Below are 16551 nucleotides of genomic sequence, written 5' to 3'. Positions count from 1 at the left end.
CGCGGGTCAAACCGAGAAGATCATGCAACCGATCGCACCGGCCTCGTGGTAGATGGCGTGGCCGCTGTTCTCCACCGTGAACCCGCGCAACGAGCGTTTGGCCACGTCGCTATAGGCCAGGGAAACCACCCAGCGGGCCTCGACAGGCTCGGTGTATTTGGCGATTTTCTCGATATCCTTGCGGGTTTCCGCCAACAGTTTGTTGCCAGCATTGGTGGCGCTCTCGACTTTCACCTCGATGGCATAGATCTCGACACCCTGGCTGGCCAGTACATCCAGGTGCAGGGTGCCGTTCGGCGGTGGGTAAGGCGCTTCGCGAGTGCACCCCAGGTGGGCTGCGCGCAGCAGCATCAGAAACTCGACCTGGAACCAGACTTCCCAGGCCGCGCCGGTACTGATGGCGGCCTCGATGCGCGAGTGGTCACTGAGGATGATGTGGCTGAGTTCGGTGTTTCTCATCGGGCGTTCCCTCTAATGGTTGGTAGAGAGAGGAACGAGCCGACGGCGCCGTTGTGAACAATGAGCGTGAGGCCGGCATACCTGCGCATGCCGGCCTAGTGGTTTTATTTCCTGATGGAAACGATAGTGGCCGCGCCGCCGTCCAGGCGGAATGCGAAGGTCACCCGGTCGCCAATCGCCAGTCCCGCCAACTGCTCTGCGGTCGCGGCGAAGGTCATGGTCATCGACGGCCATTGCACGGCGGGGACGGCGCCGTGGGCGATGGTCACCCGCTGCTTCGCGGCATCGATGGCCTTGATCGTGCCCTCGGCACTGGCCTGTTGAACCTGTCGGGCTTCCTGCTTCATCTGCATGCCGTTCATGTCGTCCATTTTCATGCCATCCATTTTCATGCCGGGCATGTCCTGCGCGTGGGCGGCAAGGGACAGCGCGGCCAGGGTGCCAGCGATAACGATCTGGATCAGTTTCATAGGTTTTTTCCTTGTGTGATGGAGACAGCGCGAAGGTGCCGGCGGCGCATCAGGCGATAGGCCGCCGGTATGACGAACAGGGACAACAGGGGCGCGGTGAGCATGCCGCCGACCATGGGCGCGGCGATGCGGCTCATCACTTCGCTGCCGGTGCCGCTGCCCAGCAGGATCGGCAGCAGGCCGGCGATGATCACCGCCACGGTCATGGCCTTGGGGCGCACGCGCTGCACCGCGCCTTCGCGAATCGCCGCGAGCAACCCAGCCTCGGTACGCTCGGCGGATTCCTCGCGCTCGGCCCAGGCGTTCTTCAGGTACAGCAGCATGATCACGCCGAACTCCGCCGACACCCCGGCCAGGGCGATAAAACCGACGCCGGTGGCCACCGACAGGTTGAAGCCCAGCCAATAGAGGAACCACGCCCCGCCCGTCAGGGCGAACGGCAACGTGGCCATGATCAGCAAGGCTTCGTCGAAGCGGGTGAAGGTCAGGTACAGCAGCACGAAGATGATCAGCAGGGTGGCCGGGACCAGCAGCTTGAGCCGGGCGTTGGCCCGCTCGAGAAACTCGAACTGCCCGGAGTAGCTCAGGCTCATGCCCGGCTGCAGCTGGACCTGCTCGCTCACCGCCCAACGCAGGTCGGCGACCACGGAGGCAATATCCCGCCCCCGCACATCGACATACACCCAGCCCGAAGGCCGGGCGTTTTCGCTCTTGAGCATCGGTGGACCCTCGCTGACCTTGACCTTGGCCACGGTGCCGAGGGTGATCTGGCTGCCCAGCGGGGTGTAGATCGGCAACTGCTCCAGAGCCCCCAGCGAGTCCCGCCAGTCACGGGGGTAACGCAGGCTGATCGGGAAGCGGGCCAGCCCTTCAATGGTCTCGCCGATGTTTTCACCGCCAATGGCACCGCTGACGATCGACTGCACGTCGGCGATATTCAGGCCGTAGCGCGCGGCCGCCTGGCGGTCGATGTCCACATCGATATAACGACCACCCGTCAAGCGTTCGGCCAGCGCCGAACTGACCCCGGGCACGTTCCTGGCCACCCGCTCGACGGCCTGGGTCACGGCATCGATCTGCCGCAGATCGCTGCCGGCCACCTTGACCCCGATCGGGCTCTTGATGCCGGTGGCGAGCATGTCCACACGGTTGCGGATCGGCGGAATCCAGATATTGGTCAACCCCGGGACCCGCACCACCCGGTCCAGCTCTTCGACGAGTTTTTCCGGGGTCATGCCCGGGCGCCACTGGTCATGGGGCTTGAACTGGATAGTGGTCTCGAACATCTCCAGGGGCGCCGGGTCGGTGGCGGTTTCCGCGCGGCCGGCCTTGCCGAACACATGCTCGACCTCAGGTACGCTCTTGATCAGCCGGTCGGTCTGTTGCAGCAGCTGCGCCGCCTTTTGCGCCGACAGCCCCGGCAGCGCCGACGGCATATACAGCAGGTCGCCTTCGTCCAGCGGCGGCAGGAACTCTCCCCCTAGACGCGAGATCGGCCATAGCGCGCTGAGGAACACCAGCAAGGCCACCAGCAAGGTCGCCCGGGGCCTGCGCAATACCGCCTCCAGGGCCGGTTCATAGATACCGATCAACCAGCGGTTCAGCGGGTTCTGCTGCTCGTTGGGAATCCGCCCGCGAATCCAGTAACCCATCAACACCGGGACCAGGGTCACCGACAGCCCCGCCGCCGCGGCCATGGCGTAGGTCTTGGTAAACGCCAGCGGGCCGAACAACCGCCCTTCCTGGGCCTCCAGGGTGAACACCGGGATGAACGACAGGGTGATGATCAACAGGCAGAAGAACAGCGCCGGCCCGACCTCGGTCGCCGCCTCGGTGATCACCTGCCAGCGCTGTTCGCCTTGCAGGGTGTGCCCGGGGTGGGCCTGGTGCCAGGCCTCGAGCTTCTTGTGGGCGTTCTCGATCATCACCACCGCCGCATCGACCATGGCCCCGATCGCGATGGCGATCCCGCCCAGGGACATGATGTTGGCGTTGAGCCCCTGGTGCCGCATCACCACAAAGGCGATCAACACCCCGATCGGCAAGGAGATGATCGCTACCAGGGAGGAACGCAGGTGCCAGAGGAAGATCCCGCACACCAGTGCCACGACGATGAACTCCTCCAGCAACTTGTGGCCGAGGTTGCTCACCGCGCGGTCGATCAGCTGGCTGCGGTCGTAGGTGGTGACGATTTCCACCCCCGCCGGCAGGCTGCGTTTCAGCTCGTCGAGCCGGGTCTTGACCGCCGCGATGGTTTCCCGGGCGTTCTTGCCGCTGCGCAGAATCACCACGCCGCCCACCGCTTCGCCCTCGCCGTCGAGTTCGCCGATGCCGCGGCGCATTTCCGGGCCGAGCTGGACAGTCGCGACCTCGCCCAGGGTCACCGGCACCCCGCCCGCCGTCAGCTTGAGTGGAATGGCGCGGAAGTCATCGAGGGTCTTCAGGTAACCGGAAGCCCGCACCATGAACTCCGTCTCCGCCATCTCCAGCACCGCGCCACCGGTTTCCTGGTTGGCCTTGCCGATCGCCGCGCCGACCTCGGCCTGGGTGATACCGAAGCTGGCCAGTTTCAGCGGATCGAGCAGTACCTGGTACTGCTTGACCATACCGCCCACCGTGGCGACTTCCGCCACGTTCGGCAGGGTCTTGAGCTCGAACTTGAGGAACCAGTCCTGCAGCGCGCGCAGTTGCGCCAGGTCATGCCCACCGCTGCGGTCCACCAGGGCGTACTGGAAAATCCAGCCAACCCCGGTGGCATCCGGCCCCAGCGCCGGCCTGGCACTGGCCGGCAAGCGACTCTGGACCTGGCTCAGGTACTCCAGCACCCGCGAACGGGCCCAGTACAGGTCGGTGCCGTCTTCGAACAACACATAGACAAAGCTGTCGCCGAAGAACGAATAACCGCGCACGGTCTTGGCCCCCGGCACCGAGAGCATGGTGGTGGCCAATGGGTAGGTCACCTGGTTCTCGACGATCTGCGGTGCCTGCCCGGCATAGGGCGTGCGGATGATCACCTGCACATCCGACAGGTCCGGCAGCGCATCGACCGGCGTGCTCTGCACCGACCAGACACCCCAGGCGCTGACGAACAGCGTCGCCAGCAACACCAGAAAACGGTTGGCCACCGACCAACGAATCACGGCCGCGATCATGGCTGGTTCCCCGCTTTTTCCAGGCGTTGGACCCGCAGCTCATTGCCGCTCTGGCTCAGCGCCACCCGCACCTTGTCGCCTACCTTGAGGCCCTGCGTCAAGCCAGGATTGGCCAGAGGAAAGGTCATGGTCATGGCCGGCATGCCCAGGCTCTTGAAGGGACCATGGGCCAGCGTGACTTCCTGACGGTCGATGGCCAGGATCTGCCCTTCGGCTTCATGCAAGACGGCTGCGGGGGCCGCCAAGGAAGCGGCGACTATGCCCTTGAGGCTGGCTTCCGAATCCAGCAGGAACTGCCCGGACGCCACCACCTGCTGCCCTTCCTCCAGGCCTTTCAAAATCGCCGTCTGGCCAGCATTGTCCGGCCCTGGCTGCACCTCCACCGGGCGGTAGCGCCCCCCGTCTTCGGCGAGCATCACCAGGGCCCGGCGGCCGGTGCGAATCACCGCCACGCTGGGCACCCACAACAGAGCTTGTTGGGTCGCACGCTTGAGGCTGACCTGGGCGCTCATGCCCGGCCGCAGCCGACCCTGCGGGTTGACCAACTCGACCCGCACCCGCAGCGTGCGGCTGTCGGCATTGGCCTCTGGAAGGATCGCGTCGACCTTGCCGGCGAACACCTCCCCCGGAAAAGCCGGCAAACGAGCCTCGGCCACCTGCCCGGTGACGAGCGAGCCAGCCTGCGCCTCCGGAACCGCCACCGCCAGCCAGACGCTGTTCAAACCGTTGACCCGGGCCAGGGTCTCGCCGGCGGCCAGGGTCATGCCCTGGCGGACATTCAGCTCTTGCAGCACACCGCCGATGGGGCTGCTCAGGGTCAGGGTCGGCTGGGCCTTGCCACTGCGCTCGACCTGGGCAATCACGGCTGTTGGCATCCCGCTAAGGCGCAGTCGCTGGCGAGCGGCCGCCAGCAGAGCGGCATCGCCACTGGCCTTGAGGGCGAGGAACTCTTCCTGGGCCGCTGCCCATTCCGGCACCAGGATCTCCGCCAGGGCCGCATTGGCCTTGAGCAGATCCCCCGGGGCCCGGGCATACACCCGCTCGACAAAACCCGCGGTGCGCGGCTGAACGACCGCCACCTCGCGCTCGTTGAACGCCAGCACCCCGACGGCATCGACGCTGCCGGCCAACACCCCGCGCGTGACGCTGGCCAGGCGCAGGCCGAGGTTCTGGGTCAGGCTCGGATCGATGCGCACCGCCGCGCCATCCCCCTGGGCTCCCTGGCCCTCGGCGTACCGCGGCACCAGTTGCATGTCCATAAAGGGCGACTTGCCCGGCTTGTCGAACTTCTGCTGCGGGTACATCGGGTCGTACCAGTACAGCGCCTTGGGCTCGGCCGATGCCTCCTGCCCGACCGCCACCACCGGCATTTCACCCCTGCGCGGCTGGGCCAGCCAGTAACCACCCGCCCCTCCCAGGGCCAGCGAGACGCCGACCAGCGAAGCGACTTTCCATATCGATGCATTCATTGCGCGGTCTCCCCATAGGCGAAATACAGCCGAGCGTTGGTCAGGGCACGCTGTTCCTCGACGTCGATCTGCTTGAGGCGGGCTTCGATCAGTTCGCGGCGGGCGGCGACCACCGCCGCCAGGTCGCCCTTGCCGGCGCGGTAGCTGGCCAGGCTCAGGTCGACCTTTTCCCGGGCCAACGGCACCAGGCTTTGCTGGTTGCGGCGCACCGCGCGATCCAGGCGCTGGTAGTCGGCCAACTGCGCTTCCAACTGCTGGGCGTGCTCCCGGGACAGGGCTTCGCGCTCGGCCTCCAACTGGCTCAGCTCGGCCTGCCGGGCGGCGATTCTGGGGTTCTGGCGCGAGCCGGGAAACAACGGCAAGTCCCAGGAAAACTGCACGCTGACCATGTCGCCGAACTCACGGCCGCGGCGCTGATAGTCCAGCTCCCAGCTCCAGTCCGACTGCTTGTCGGCCTCGGCCTCATGAACCCTGGCTTGCGCCTCGCGGGACATGGGCGCGAACGCCGCCAGTTCAGGATGGTGTTGCAGCTTGTGCGCGTAGCCTGCGCTGTCCACCGGCCACTCGGGCAAACGTCCCTCGGGCCGGTCGTTGGCGGCGCCGCCGATCCAGCGCTTGAGCGCGGCCCGGGCCTGGGCCCGCTGGCTGATCAGTTCGTCCTCGCGTTCGGCCAGTTGCGCGGCTTCCTGGCGGGGCGTCACCGCATCCGCCGGTAACCCGCGGCCACCGGCGATCTGCGCACGCACGGTGTCGCCCAGCAGGCGATTTTCCTTGTACAAGTCCTGGAGCAACACTTCCTTGCGCTCCACCGAATAGCTGTTGATCCAGGCCAGGGCCGTGGCCTGGCGCACGTTCAGCAACTCCACCCGACGCTCGGCGGCGGCCCGCTCGACCGCCCCGGCGGCGACCTCGACGCGGGCCTTGCGCTTGTCGCTGTTGGGCATTTCCTGGCGGATGCCGACCATCTGCATGGTCATGCCGTCCTGGTCGAGACGCCAGCGATCCGGGCCACCAATGGGGTAGTTCTGCACCCCCAGCAACAGCTTGGGGTCGGGCAATTCGCCGGCGGGGATGGCCGCGCTGCTGGCGGCCTGGATTTTCGCGTCTTGGGCAGTCAGCGACGGCGCGTTGTTCTCGGCCAGCCGCAACGCCTCGTCGAGGGTCAAGGCGCCAGCGAGGCTCGGCCACACCAGCGCGCCCGCCGCCAGGCCAGCCACGAGGGACCAGCCGGTGCAATAGCACTTGGGGTTCATGTTGACGATTCCTGTGATGATCCACCGCGCGCCCGAAAGACAGGCACGCAGCCATGTCATCCCGTTAATACGGAATGAGGTTCAGGGGGATACAGGAATCAGGCCCGGGGCGGTCGCCATACCCCGGAAAGGTTTTGCGCGGGCAGAAAATCGCTGGAGAAGGACAGGACAACGGGGTGGCTCAGGGTTACGGCAGGCTTGACGATCGAGACTTGCAGCATCCCGCCGGTCTTGCATTCCTGGCCCGGCTTGCAGGGTTTGCCGTGCTCGACCGGGCTTTTCAGGTCATTGCAGCAATCCATGCCCATGCCGTCCATCATCGCCATGCCCATGGACTTCATCGGGCAGGGTTCGGTCGGCGCCTGAGCGCCCGCCATCCCGCTGAGGGGAAGCGCCAGGCTGATCAGGAACACAAGACAAAACCGCAGGTAGCGTTTCATGGGTCTGGAGTTTAGCGATAAAAAACCGAGTGGTGGAAAACCGCTCTTGCCCTTGGACCGATGGCATAAACCGGCCGCCGAAAAAACCGGCTGCGCATGATATCAACGGACCAGGATTAAGCCAGGATTAGGGCGCGGAAAAATCGCTACAAGGACGGCTCGAACACCCCCGCTTCTTCCAGCATGTGCACCAGCGTTTGCGGCCAGACGGTGGCCTCGGTGGCTCGCAGATCATCGGCGGACCACCAATGATGATCGGCCATCACCTGGGCCTCGGATGAGGTCCAGCCTGCACGAGAGAGCGGCTGATCTGGCGCGTGCACCACAAAATATTGCTCGACGGAGGTCACCCATTCGCCACAGGGCAGTTGCATGGGGAACCGGCGACCGGCCACCGGCTCTCCCACCGCGCTGACCTGAATACCGGTTTCCTCGTGCAGTTCACGAATCGCCGCGACCTGGAAGGTTTCGTCCCCTTCAAGCCCGCCACCGGGCGTGGCCCAATAGTCATCCCCCGCCAGCGCCCCTTCCTTGTGCAGGAAGCGGAACAGCAGGACCTTTCGCGAAGGGTTGATGACCAGCAATCTTGCCGATTTTCGTTCACGCATCGGTATCTCCCTGAAGTGTTGTTCTGATGTATGCGTCGACGCGTCTCACAACGGCAGCGAGCGGTCCTGAATCACCCGTTTCATCACCAGGGTCGAGGTCAGGCGCTGGACGTTGGGCAGCTTGGACAGGCGCTCATCGTAAAGCTGCTGGAAGGCCGGCAGGTCGCGGGTGATGACGTGCAGCAGGTAATCCGGCTCGCCAAACAGCCGTTGCGCCTCGACGATCTGCGGGATCGGCAGCAGCGCCGCTTCGAAGGCGGTCACCGCCTGGTGATCGCCCTCGCGCAGCGTGGCAAACACCATCGCCGAAAACGTCAGGCCCAGGGCGCTGGGCGACAACTGGGCGCGATAGCCCTGGATCACCCCCGACTCCTCCAGCGCCCGCACGCGACGATGGCACGGCGACAGGCTGAGGCCGACCCGCTCCGCCAGCTCGGTCACCGACAAACGCCCGTCCGCCTGCAGCTCGGCAAGAATCTTCTGATCAATTCTATCCACCTGGAAGGATCTACCCAAAAACCTTATTCAGACTGGAATAATAGAGAAAATATTCTCACCGCACTCCATTAATCTTTCCGCAAACCTGATCTTTGCGAGAAAGAAGCATGCCCTCCCCGATTAACACCACCGTCGACAGCCCAGAAACAGCATTCGCCCAGCAGCACAAGGCAAGACGGCCATGAGCCTGAGTATTTTCGCGGCGTTCTGGGCGGTGTCGTTTCTATTTGTGATCACCCCCGGGGCGGATTGGGCCTACGCGATATCGGCCGGCCTGTTCGGGCGGGTGGTGATACCCGCGGTGGCCGGCCTGTTGATCGGGCATCTGCTGGCGACGCTGATAGTGGCCGCCGGGGTCGGCGGGCTGATCGCCAGCAATCCCCTGGCCCTCTCGCTGCTGACCCTTGGCGGGGCTGGCTATCTGCTCTGGCTGGGGATCAATATGTTGCGCAACCCGTCCGTGCCCCGCGCCGGGGAGGCCCAGCCTTCCGCGTCCTGGGCTCGCTGGACCCTCAAGGGCGCCTGCGTCAGTGGCCTCAACCCCAAGGTGTTCCTGCTGTTCCTGGCCTTGCTGCCACAATTCACCGACCCGCTGGCCGCCTGGCCGGTGCCGCTGCAAATCGTCGCGCTGGGGCTGCTGCATGCCTTCAGTTGCGCGGTGATCTACCTGCTGGTGGGCTTTGCTTCCCGCGCCGTGTTGCAGACGCGCCCGGTGGCCGCGCAAGCGGTCAGCCGGCTCTCGGGGGCGCTGATGATCATCATCGCCGTGCTGCTGTTCATCGAGCAGATCCTGCGCTGAACCGGTATGTTCCACGGGTATCCAAAAGGCTCGAATACCGCACTCCCCCGAATACGCAAAAGGACCAGGAACCGCAATGAAAAGCTTCCGACAGCGCGCCACCGAAGGGCTTCAGGCAGGCGACCGCTTCACCCTCTCCCGCTGTTTTTCAGAGGCGGATATCCAGGGCTTCGCCACGCTGTCCCGCGACTACAACCCGGTGCATTTCGATGCCGAGTTCGCCGCGGCCCGGCGCTTCAGGGCACCGGTTTCCCATGGCCTGCTGACCGCCAGCCTGCTCACCGAAATCGGCGGACAGATCGGCTGGCTGGCCTCGGCCATGAGCTTCCAGTTCAAGCAGCCGGTGTATGCCGGCGACACCATCACTTGCCACTGGGTCATCCAGGCGCTGGACGAACAAGGCCGGGCTACGGCGGCCATCAACATGACCAACGAAGACGGCATCATCGTCCTGGAAGGCCAGACCAGCGGCCTGGTGCCAGGGCCGAAGGAGCGGGCAATCCTGATGCGCATGCTGGCCGAGGGCGACCCGAGCAATGGCGCGGCGGGTGCGGGGGAATGATGGGCATTGGGCGAACCGCGCGTCTGGCTCGCCCGTATCGATGTTCGGCCCGTGCTCACTCTTGCCGGATAATATCGACCGAGATCTCCCGCGCCGGAATCGGCCCTTTGTTCTCAAGCCAGTGCGTGGTGTCCCGGTCCTCGGGCCACCCCACTCCCGGGCCATAGTCCGTGTCGCCGCCATCGCGATGGTCAGTGATGGTGCCTTCCAGTATGTAGACGACGCCTGGCCGGTCTTTATGGTTGTGGATCGGCCCGAATACGCCTCCAGGCTCGATGGTCACCAGGCGCATTCTGAGTTGGCGCCCGGCCATACCCTCGATTTCGGGACCCAGGTCAATGGTTGCCAGTACCTGCACTGCAACCCCTTTGGTTTCCGGTGCCACTTGTTCATTGCTCATGCTGCTCTCCTCCCTGTACCTACAGGGCCTCACTAGCAGTAGACACCCCTAAAAGGAGAGAGCTGCCGACAGGCGACAAAGGGTCGGGAGCAGGCGTTCAATGGGGACCAGGATGGATCGACATCCCGCTCTCGGCTTCAGGCCCCACACTGGCAACACACATTCCATTCCCGGTGCAGTCGGCCCCGCTATTCGCCTTTAACTGGCGATGCAAAACCGGCACAATCGCCGGCTTTTTTCGCGACAGGAAGCGCCCATGCAACGGATTGTAATTCTGGGTAATGCCGGGAGCGGCAAATCCACCCTCGCCCGTGCCCTCGGCAAGCGCCGGAACCTGCCTGTGGTCCACCTGGACACGCTGTTCTGGGAACCCGGTTGGGTCGAACCCGACGCCGAGCAGTTCCGCGAACGGGTCCGCGCGGCGCTCGCACCGGCTGCCTGGGTGTGTGAAGGCAACTATGCCCGGCGGACCTTCGACCTTCGCCTGCCCCGTGCCGACCTGATCATCTGGCTCGATACGCCACGGCTCACCTGTTTCACCCGGGTGATCATACGCAGCATCATGAACCGTCCCCGGCCTGACCTTGCCGCAGGCTGCACGGAAAAGCTCGATCGGGCATTCCTGACCTTCCTGCGCTTCGTATGGACTTTCGATCGCGGCTACCGTCCGGGTATCGAGGCGGTACGCCTGGCCATAGGTCCGCAGATTCCCACGCTGCACTTGCGCGGCCGCCGGCAGATTGCGGCGTTTCTCGATAGCGTGTCGGCGGCGCCTGAAGCCTGCCTCGAATGATCCGCAGCCGATAACGGCCAGTCACGCCTGAGCATTTACGAGCCGTTGCGGTCGTTCGAGATGCCCAGGAAATCAGCGACGATTCAAAGTTTGGTTCAGCCTCCCCAAACTTGCCAAAGGAGGAATATCCCTTGCTGCTGCCTTGTAGGGATTGGCTATATAAATAAACGCACTTTGATATTATGAGACGCTGTTTTCGAACTATACGTAATACAGTCACCATCACTTTCAAGGAGGAACTTTATCTTTAATACAAAACATTCCAATGCGTTTAAATTGCTCGCTTCGTTCGCAGGGACGAGCTAAAGCCCGCCCCTGAGTTCGATCGCCAGGCATGGCGTTGAGATTCCTCGCAACTCAACGTTTACCATCTCTCGGGATAGTCGAAGGGAATTGCCATGAACAGATCATCGGATGTTGTTCACTTGAGTAGGGTGACGTGCGAAGACGTCGAATGGCTATACAAGGAAAAGGAGAGGCATCTCCATGAGAAAATTGATGCGACCAGAGATGCTTATTTTGGATTCATCTTCCCCATAAATCGCTCCGATCTTTCTGCGGTTTCGGAAGCTTTCGGACTGGATCACCAGGTTGCGCAGCTGATCTATAAGAAAAGCAAGGACTTTTCCACCTTTAAAGTTCCGGGCAGAACGTTTGGCCAGCTCACCAATCATATATACGGTGCGTCGGTACTTGCCCTAAGAGGGAAAAGCCTCGACACAGGCCTGGAGTCGGTCTCCGATCGCAGCATTAACGAACTTGCTGCGGCAAACGAAGATGTAATTCTCGAAATTGCAGGCGTGAGAGCATCCTGGTTTGGAAGAATATTCTTCCCTGCGCAAGCATTTTCAAATGCAATTTCCGTTTTTGGTGGAAAGGTAAGTCCAGAAGCGCTTTATGCTCTGGCCCAGGATTACGGTTATGCAAGTGTCGCGGGCAGTCGCAATACCATCAGGGGCGATTTCGGTATCGCACTGTGGTTAACGCTGCTTGCCCGAGCGCCCTGAGCTTCAGGCTGACAAGTGGCTGTGCCTGGCATCGACTGTCTTGCGCGTGCTTGTCGAAACTTTCGGCAAGCACGGTGCTTTGACCTCGAGGTCACCTTGAATAAAGCGCTTCCTCAGGACTCACAACCAGGGTTTGAGGAAGCGCTTTTATAGACTCTGGGATTCGAGCAGGCAGTGGCGAGCGTCCGCTTCTGGCCGAAAGCCAGTGTTGACCGGTAGCAATCATCAGCCCTAAGCGGTCGGTCACATTGCTTCTGGCTGACGCCTGCCTATCAGCTCCGGCAGGAGTAAGTGCCAAACTCGAACGTTTCAATCATTACCCATCAACTCGACGCAGGCTTCCATTGGAAACCACGTGCAGCGTCACAGTTACTGCAAAGGTCTGCGGTTTTTCCCAACATCAAGTCTTCGCGAAACTGCCAAAGCTGCGGGGAATTGTAGACTTTCTCGCCCGGCAATATTTCCGGGTAGGTCAGACCATACTTGTCGGCCAGCAATTTCACTTTAGTCGTGGATATGTAGCAGCACGGTCGCACCACATAACCGCCCTCGTGTTTCGAGACTTGCACGGGCTGGTCCCAAGGGTAACGGCACAGCCGGATACTCATATCCTCCACGGTATCGCTGGTCTGTAGCTCACGTTCGGCCGTTTCGCGGCTCGCAACGCTCGCCGAAGCGTAGATTCCCTGAGAGAAGTAGAAACCAATACCCAAACGTGCAGCCTCGGCGCGTGCATCATCAATGAGCTGCGCTCGATGTTCAGGGTTGAGTCTGTCAATCAATATATGGGATATGCGTGCCGCAACGGTGGCCTCTTTGGCCTCCATCGCCTGCGCCCAAATATCCGAAACGCCCAACGTATGGGCAAGACGAACCACATCGATCAGCTCGTGCAAGTTGCTAGATGTGGCAGTAAAGCTGAACGTAATGGCTTTCGGAAACCCAGTTTCTTTTTTGATACTGACAATCGCTTTGGTATTTTCGATAAAGTCTTCGAAGCGTGCACCGACACGAATACCTTCAAAGGTTTCCTTGGTTGCACCATCGATGGAAAGCCCGACTTTGTCGAGCTTTGAAATAGCGTTGCGATAACGACCTTTCAAGGGAATAGTGCCATTGGTAATCACCCATAACCGGGCAGAAGGGTGCAACTCCCTGCACATATCGATAATGTCGCAAAACTGTGGATGTAACATTGCCTCATTGGTGGTAAAACTAATCTCTTCGATGCGCCCCTCAAACTGGATAGATTTTCTGACCTCCTCGATATCAACGTAGTTTTTTTTGAACTTACCTTCGGAATAACAGCCAACGCACCGGAGGTTGCAGTTGTCAGAAATATTCAACCATATGGATTTTGGCGACAACACCAATCGGCCCGCTCGACCCTCAGCGATTTCGCCCCTTACCACGTGCTCATACTGCTCATAAAGCGACGTCAAGGCTTTTTGTTGCGGCGAAATGGGCTGGGATTGCGATGTCAATCTGTCAACATCTGTCGCAATAATAGAGCTATTTTCTGTATTTAGTGACATTACCGCGACGTCCTGACGTAATGAAAAGTGAGAGCTGGATCGCCCCTCATGGCTTCATAGGTAGCCAAAAAATTGAATGCAGGATCAATAATGATAGCGACTGATTGCTTGTTCAAGACAGAATTCCGTCTTCGGAGGATTGTCCACGAGCCGCGCAACAATGAAGAGCTTATCGACATCATCGATCATGTGTCGCATGTAACAGTGGACCATTCGATAGCGTTCTATGGCGAAATAGGTGTTCATTATTTTGAATTTTTCGTCCATATCACCGTCATCACCTACGGTGCCACCACCAGGCCCGAAAACACTGTGGCTTTCAAACAGCAGGTAGCCACCCGGCTTTAGAAGCGACACCAGGCGCTTCATGTAGTTTTCAAATCCCATATTGAAGTTGCCATCAATGGTGTGATGATTGGAAAACGACAGAACTACATCAAATTTCTTATCGGTGGTAAATACCGAAAAATCGCTTTCTATAAACTCTATATTGTCGCGTTTCAAATAACGCGCGGTATCCTTCGCCACTTTATTGAGAAAAGGGTTGAGTTCGACGGCTGTCACGGATTTCGCCAGTCGCGAACAATATACTGAGACAAAACCGCAGTTGCTGCCGATGTCCAGTACGTCAGCGCCCTTCAATTCTTCATCAATGGCGTATTGCTTGAACCGAAAACCCGTCGGTTTCAGGCCTGTGATTCCCAGCTCTTCCAAGCCCTGATAGAAATATCCTTGGCTGTATTGTTGCTTCTTTGGCCAGTTCTTCTGCTGTTCCTTCAAATGCCCTCGCAAACGCTTCTGGATGAAAAGCGTGCCTTTGAAGAGCCCCTTCCAGAAATCAAAAAATGAAAGTCTGACGCTGTATGGAATTTCCATTGATAAACCCGAAATAAGACGTCGATACTGGTGATCCTTCCAGGCTATCGGCCGCAGGTGGATTCACATTAGGCGTGGGCCGATTTCTGCCGGTGCCGACGAGCCGCCTTGGGTTGCCAAAGGCAGCCGTTCGACATCCACGATATCGACTGCTTAAATGGGCGCCCTTTCGTTTCAAGGTGCGCCCTTCAATGACCGACACCTTCCAGGGCAGTTGCCTGTGCGGCGCCGTCAACTACCAGCTCTCATCCCGCCCCAAGGCACTTTCCCACTGCCATTGCAGCCAGTGCCGGAAAAGCCATGGAGCGGCATTCGCCAGCTATGGCAGTGTGTTGCGCAGCGATCTGCGCATCGTGCAGGGTGCCGGGAGCCTCCAGTCCTATCGATCGTCCGAATCGGTGCTGCGCCAGTTTTGCGGCCAGTGCGGTTCGTCGCTGTTCTGGTCCAGGGACCAGGGCGAATACGCCGACTGGATCTCGATCGCCCTGGGCACTCTGGATACGCCCTTCACCGCGGATAAACAGAAACACATTCAGGTGGCGTTCAAGGCTTCGTGGTACGAAATCCAGGACAATTGGCCGCAAGAACCATGACTGCAATAAGGCAAACACGGATGGCAACCGACGCAAGGCACACCCAAACGCATCCACTCCGCCAGACGGCTTCAGGGCCAGGCGCGATACCCTCTAAGCTGAATAGAGCAGCACTGCGAACACGCCTCTACCGTCTTGATACAGGGGAACCGGAATGACCAGAACAGCAGTACGCCCATACTCGTCATGGATCCTGTTTTCCCTGCTCGCCATCAACCTGGCGCTGATCGCGGGATGTTCAAGCAAAGCCGCCAAGTATCGTTATTCGACCGCCAGCATCGGCTCGAACTGTTACGCCAAAGCGCTGCCCACTTCCGGCGAGGGTGGCCTGGCCTGGGGTTCCACCCTGGGCATGGCGCGCCAGAAATCCCTGAATAACTGCATCCGTTATGCCGGCCGCTCCGGCGGCACGCCCGGCACCTGCAAAGTGGTGTTGGCGGAGTGCAAGAAATAGCAGTGCAAAAGAAATAACAGGGAGCTTGCGAAGCAGGCCGCTCGGTTCTCAGGGTATTCGTTTATCTGGATGCCCTACCCTCATCAGGTCGACAACATGGAGGTTGATATGGGGAACGCGGTAAACAAACGCGTCGTGGTCATTGGCGCGGGCATAGTGGGCGCGTCCCTGGCGTATCACCTGGCGGGCAGAGGCGCGAAGGTCATTCTGGTGGAGGCTGAAGACATAGCGTCCGGGGTGACGGGACGCTCATTCGCCTGGATCAACACCGCCCACGACGGGCCCGATCCCATCGCCTCATTGCGCGGTACGGCGATCCAGGAGTACCGCCGGCTCGAAACCGAGCTGCCTGGCCTGAAGGTGCGCTGGACCGGTGCCCTGTCTTACGGCACAAACCCGAGTGAAGCGCTGCACGCCTCGGGTCACCCGCCTTCGGCAACCCAGCTGTCGCGCTCACAGATCCTCGACCTCGAGCCAAACCTCAAGCATCCCCCGCAGCAGGCCATGTACGCCGCCGAAGAAGGCGCGCTGGACGCCGTGCAAGCAACCCAGGCGTTGATCGCCGGCGCCCAGGCTCATGGCGCGCAGGTGCTCACCCAGACGCGGGTGTTCGGCTTTACCACCCAGGGTGCGCGGGTAACGGGCGTCACAACCGCAAGGGGCCGTATCGAGGCCGACGTTGTCGTGCTGGCCGCCGGGACGGGCATCAAGCAGCTGACCGAGCTGCTGAACCTGCCCCTGCCAATAGCGGCCTCCCCAGCCATATTGATCCGCTACGCCTCACAACCCGACCTCGTGCGCACCCTTATCTCCAGCCCGGAAATGGAAGTGCGGCAAGGCCCGGACGGCACGCTGCTGGCGGCGGAAGACTACCTGGACGACACGTTGGAAAACCAGCCAGCCGCGATAGCGCTGCGCACCGCCCAGGCCATCCGGAACGAGCTCCACGGGGTTGCGTCCATCGAGCTGGAGTCGGCCTGTGTCGGGCTCAGGCCCATGCCGGTCGATGGCACGCCCATCATCGGCTATCTGCCCGATATCGGCGATGTGTATGTGTGTGCGATGCACCCTGGCGTCACGCTGGCGGCGATAGTCGGCCGCCTGGCCAGCGAGGAGATCATCGACGACACGGCATCCCCTGCCCTTGCCCTCTGCCGTCCCGGGCGATTTTTCCAGGCATAGG

18 protein-coding genes are annotated in these 16551 nt (G+C 61.3%); 7 read left to right on the top strand and 11 right to left on the bottom strand.

All coding sequences use genetic code 11. The annotated features are described in order from the left end of the window. Window positions 1-6: 6 nt before the first annotated feature. From AC3RCP_RS13825 to AC3RCP_RS13790, 8 genes are all read right to left on the bottom strand, one after another. On the bottom strand, window positions 7-459 hold the full coding sequence (locus AC3RCP_RS13825) for a hypothetical protein (RefSeq protein WP_492570017.1): 453 nt from the start codon (window positions 457-459) through the stop codon (window positions 7-9). A 104-nt stretch (window positions 460-563) separates the two neighbouring features. After that, window positions 564-929: a copper-binding protein gene (locus AC3RCP_RS13820; protein ID WP_492570015.1), complete on the bottom strand. Its 366-nt coding sequence runs from the start codon at window positions 927-929 to the stop codon at window positions 564-566. After that, window positions 926-4081 carry an efflux RND transporter permease subunit gene (locus AC3RCP_RS13815; protein ID WP_492570014.1) on the bottom strand — a complete coding sequence of 1052 codons (3156 nt, stop codon included), beginning with the start codon at window positions 4079-4081 and terminating at the stop codon, window positions 926-928. The genes AC3RCP_RS13820 and AC3RCP_RS13815 overlap by 4 nt, the downstream gene beginning before the upstream one ends. Continuing rightward, window positions 4078-5550 (bottom strand): efflux RND transporter periplasmic adaptor subunit, encoded by a 1473-nt coding sequence (locus AC3RCP_RS13810; RefSeq protein WP_492570012.1) that lies wholly within the window; start codon window positions 5548-5550, stop codon window positions 4078-4080. Before AC3RCP_RS13810 ends, AC3RCP_RS13815 begins: the two co-directional genes overlap by 4 nt. Then, on the bottom strand, window positions 5547-6803 hold the full coding sequence (locus AC3RCP_RS13805; protein WP_492570010.1) for a TolC family protein: 1257 nt from the start codon (window positions 6801-6803) through the stop codon (window positions 5547-5549). Before AC3RCP_RS13805 ends, AC3RCP_RS13810 begins: the two co-directional genes overlap by 4 nt. 98 nt (window positions 6804-6901) lie before the next feature. Then, window positions 6902-7243 (bottom strand): hypothetical protein, encoded by a 342-nt coding sequence (locus tag AC3RCP_RS13800; protein ID WP_492570008.1) that lies wholly within the window; start codon window positions 7241-7243, stop codon window positions 6902-6904. Between the two features lie 146 nt (window positions 7244-7389). After that, entirely contained in the window at window positions 7390-7851 is a 462-nt protein-coding gene (locus AC3RCP_RS13795; protein WP_492570007.1) for an NUDIX hydrolase, read from the bottom strand. Window positions 7852-7896: 45 nt separating this feature from the next. Further along, window positions 7897-8349, bottom strand: a complete 453-nt coding sequence (locus AC3RCP_RS13790; RefSeq protein WP_492570005.1) for an Lrp/AsnC family transcriptional regulator — start codon at window positions 8347-8349, stop codon at window positions 7897-7899. Window positions 8350-8530: 181 nt separating this feature from the next. Here AC3RCP_RS13790 and AC3RCP_RS13785 point away from each other — a divergent pair, with 181 nt between their 5' ends. Further along, on the top strand, window positions 8531-9148 hold the full coding sequence (locus tag AC3RCP_RS13785; RefSeq protein WP_087087765.1) for a LysE family translocator: 618 nt from the start codon (window positions 8531-8533) through the stop codon (window positions 9146-9148). Between the two features lie 76 nt (window positions 9149-9224). After that, the gene (locus AC3RCP_RS13780; RefSeq protein WP_492570003.1) at window positions 9225-9710 is read left to right on the top strand and encodes a MaoC family dehydratase; all 486 of its coding nucleotides are present in this window, start codon (window positions 9225-9227) and stop codon (window positions 9708-9710) included. A gap of 55 nt (window positions 9711-9765) precedes the next feature. On the opposite strand, the gene AC3RCP_RS13775 is transcribed toward AC3RCP_RS13780, so the two are convergent. After that, entirely contained in the window at window positions 9766-10110 is a 345-nt protein-coding gene (locus AC3RCP_RS13775) for a cupin domain-containing protein (RefSeq protein WP_007932019.1), read from the bottom strand. Window positions 10111-10366: 256 nt separating this feature from the next. Between AC3RCP_RS13775 and AC3RCP_RS13770 the strand changes: the two genes are divergently transcribed. Beyond that, window positions 10367-10903 (top strand): P-loop NTPase family protein, encoded by a 537-nt coding sequence (locus AC3RCP_RS13770; protein WP_492570001.1) that lies wholly within the window; start codon window positions 10367-10369, stop codon window positions 10901-10903. A 398-nt stretch (window positions 10904-11301) separates the two neighbouring features. Further along, window positions 11302-11910, top strand: a complete 609-nt coding sequence (locus tag AC3RCP_RS13765; RefSeq protein ID WP_492569999.1) for a hypothetical protein — start codon at window positions 11302-11304, stop codon at window positions 11908-11910. 323 nt (window positions 11911-12233) lie between these two features. Here AC3RCP_RS13765 and AC3RCP_RS13760 read toward each other — a convergent pair whose 3' ends face one another. Together AC3RCP_RS13760 and AC3RCP_RS13755 are read right to left on the bottom strand one after the other, a co-directional pair. After that, window positions 12234-13445, bottom strand: a complete 1212-nt coding sequence (locus tag AC3RCP_RS13760) for a radical SAM protein (RefSeq protein ID WP_492569997.1) — start codon at window positions 13443-13445, stop codon at window positions 12234-12236. Window positions 13446-13529: 84 nt separating this feature from the next. Further along, entirely contained in the window at window positions 13530-14321 is a 792-nt protein-coding gene (locus AC3RCP_RS13755; RefSeq protein ID WP_492569995.1) for a class I SAM-dependent methyltransferase, read from the bottom strand. A gap of 191 nt (window positions 14322-14512) precedes the next feature. Between AC3RCP_RS13755 and AC3RCP_RS13750 the strand changes: the two genes are divergently transcribed. The 3 genes from AC3RCP_RS13750 to AC3RCP_RS13740 all read left to right on the top strand — a co-directional run bounded on the left by AC3RCP_RS13750 (window position 14513) and on the right by AC3RCP_RS13740 (window position 16550). Continuing rightward, the gene (locus AC3RCP_RS13750; protein ID WP_492569993.1) at window positions 14513-14914 is read left to right on the top strand and encodes a GFA family protein; all 402 of its coding nucleotides are present in this window, start codon (window positions 14513-14515) and stop codon (window positions 14912-14914) included. Window positions 14915-15068: 154 nt separating this feature from the next. Continuing rightward, window positions 15069-15368: a hypothetical protein gene (locus AC3RCP_RS13745; protein WP_007932027.1), complete on the top strand. Its 300-nt coding sequence runs from the start codon at window positions 15069-15071 to the stop codon at window positions 15366-15368. A gap of 108 nt (window positions 15369-15476) precedes the next feature. Beyond that, on the top strand, window positions 15477-16550 hold the full coding sequence (locus tag AC3RCP_RS13740; RefSeq protein ID WP_492570470.1) for an NAD(P)/FAD-dependent oxidoreductase: 1074 nt from the start codon (window positions 15477-15479) through the stop codon (window positions 16548-16550). Window position 16551: the final 1 nt, after the last annotated feature.

This window comes from Pseudomonas sp. GW822-FHT05A08, assembly GCF_058800485.1.
Note: the sequence above shows the minus strand (reverse complement) of the source record. Positions and strands in the feature narration are given on the sequence as shown.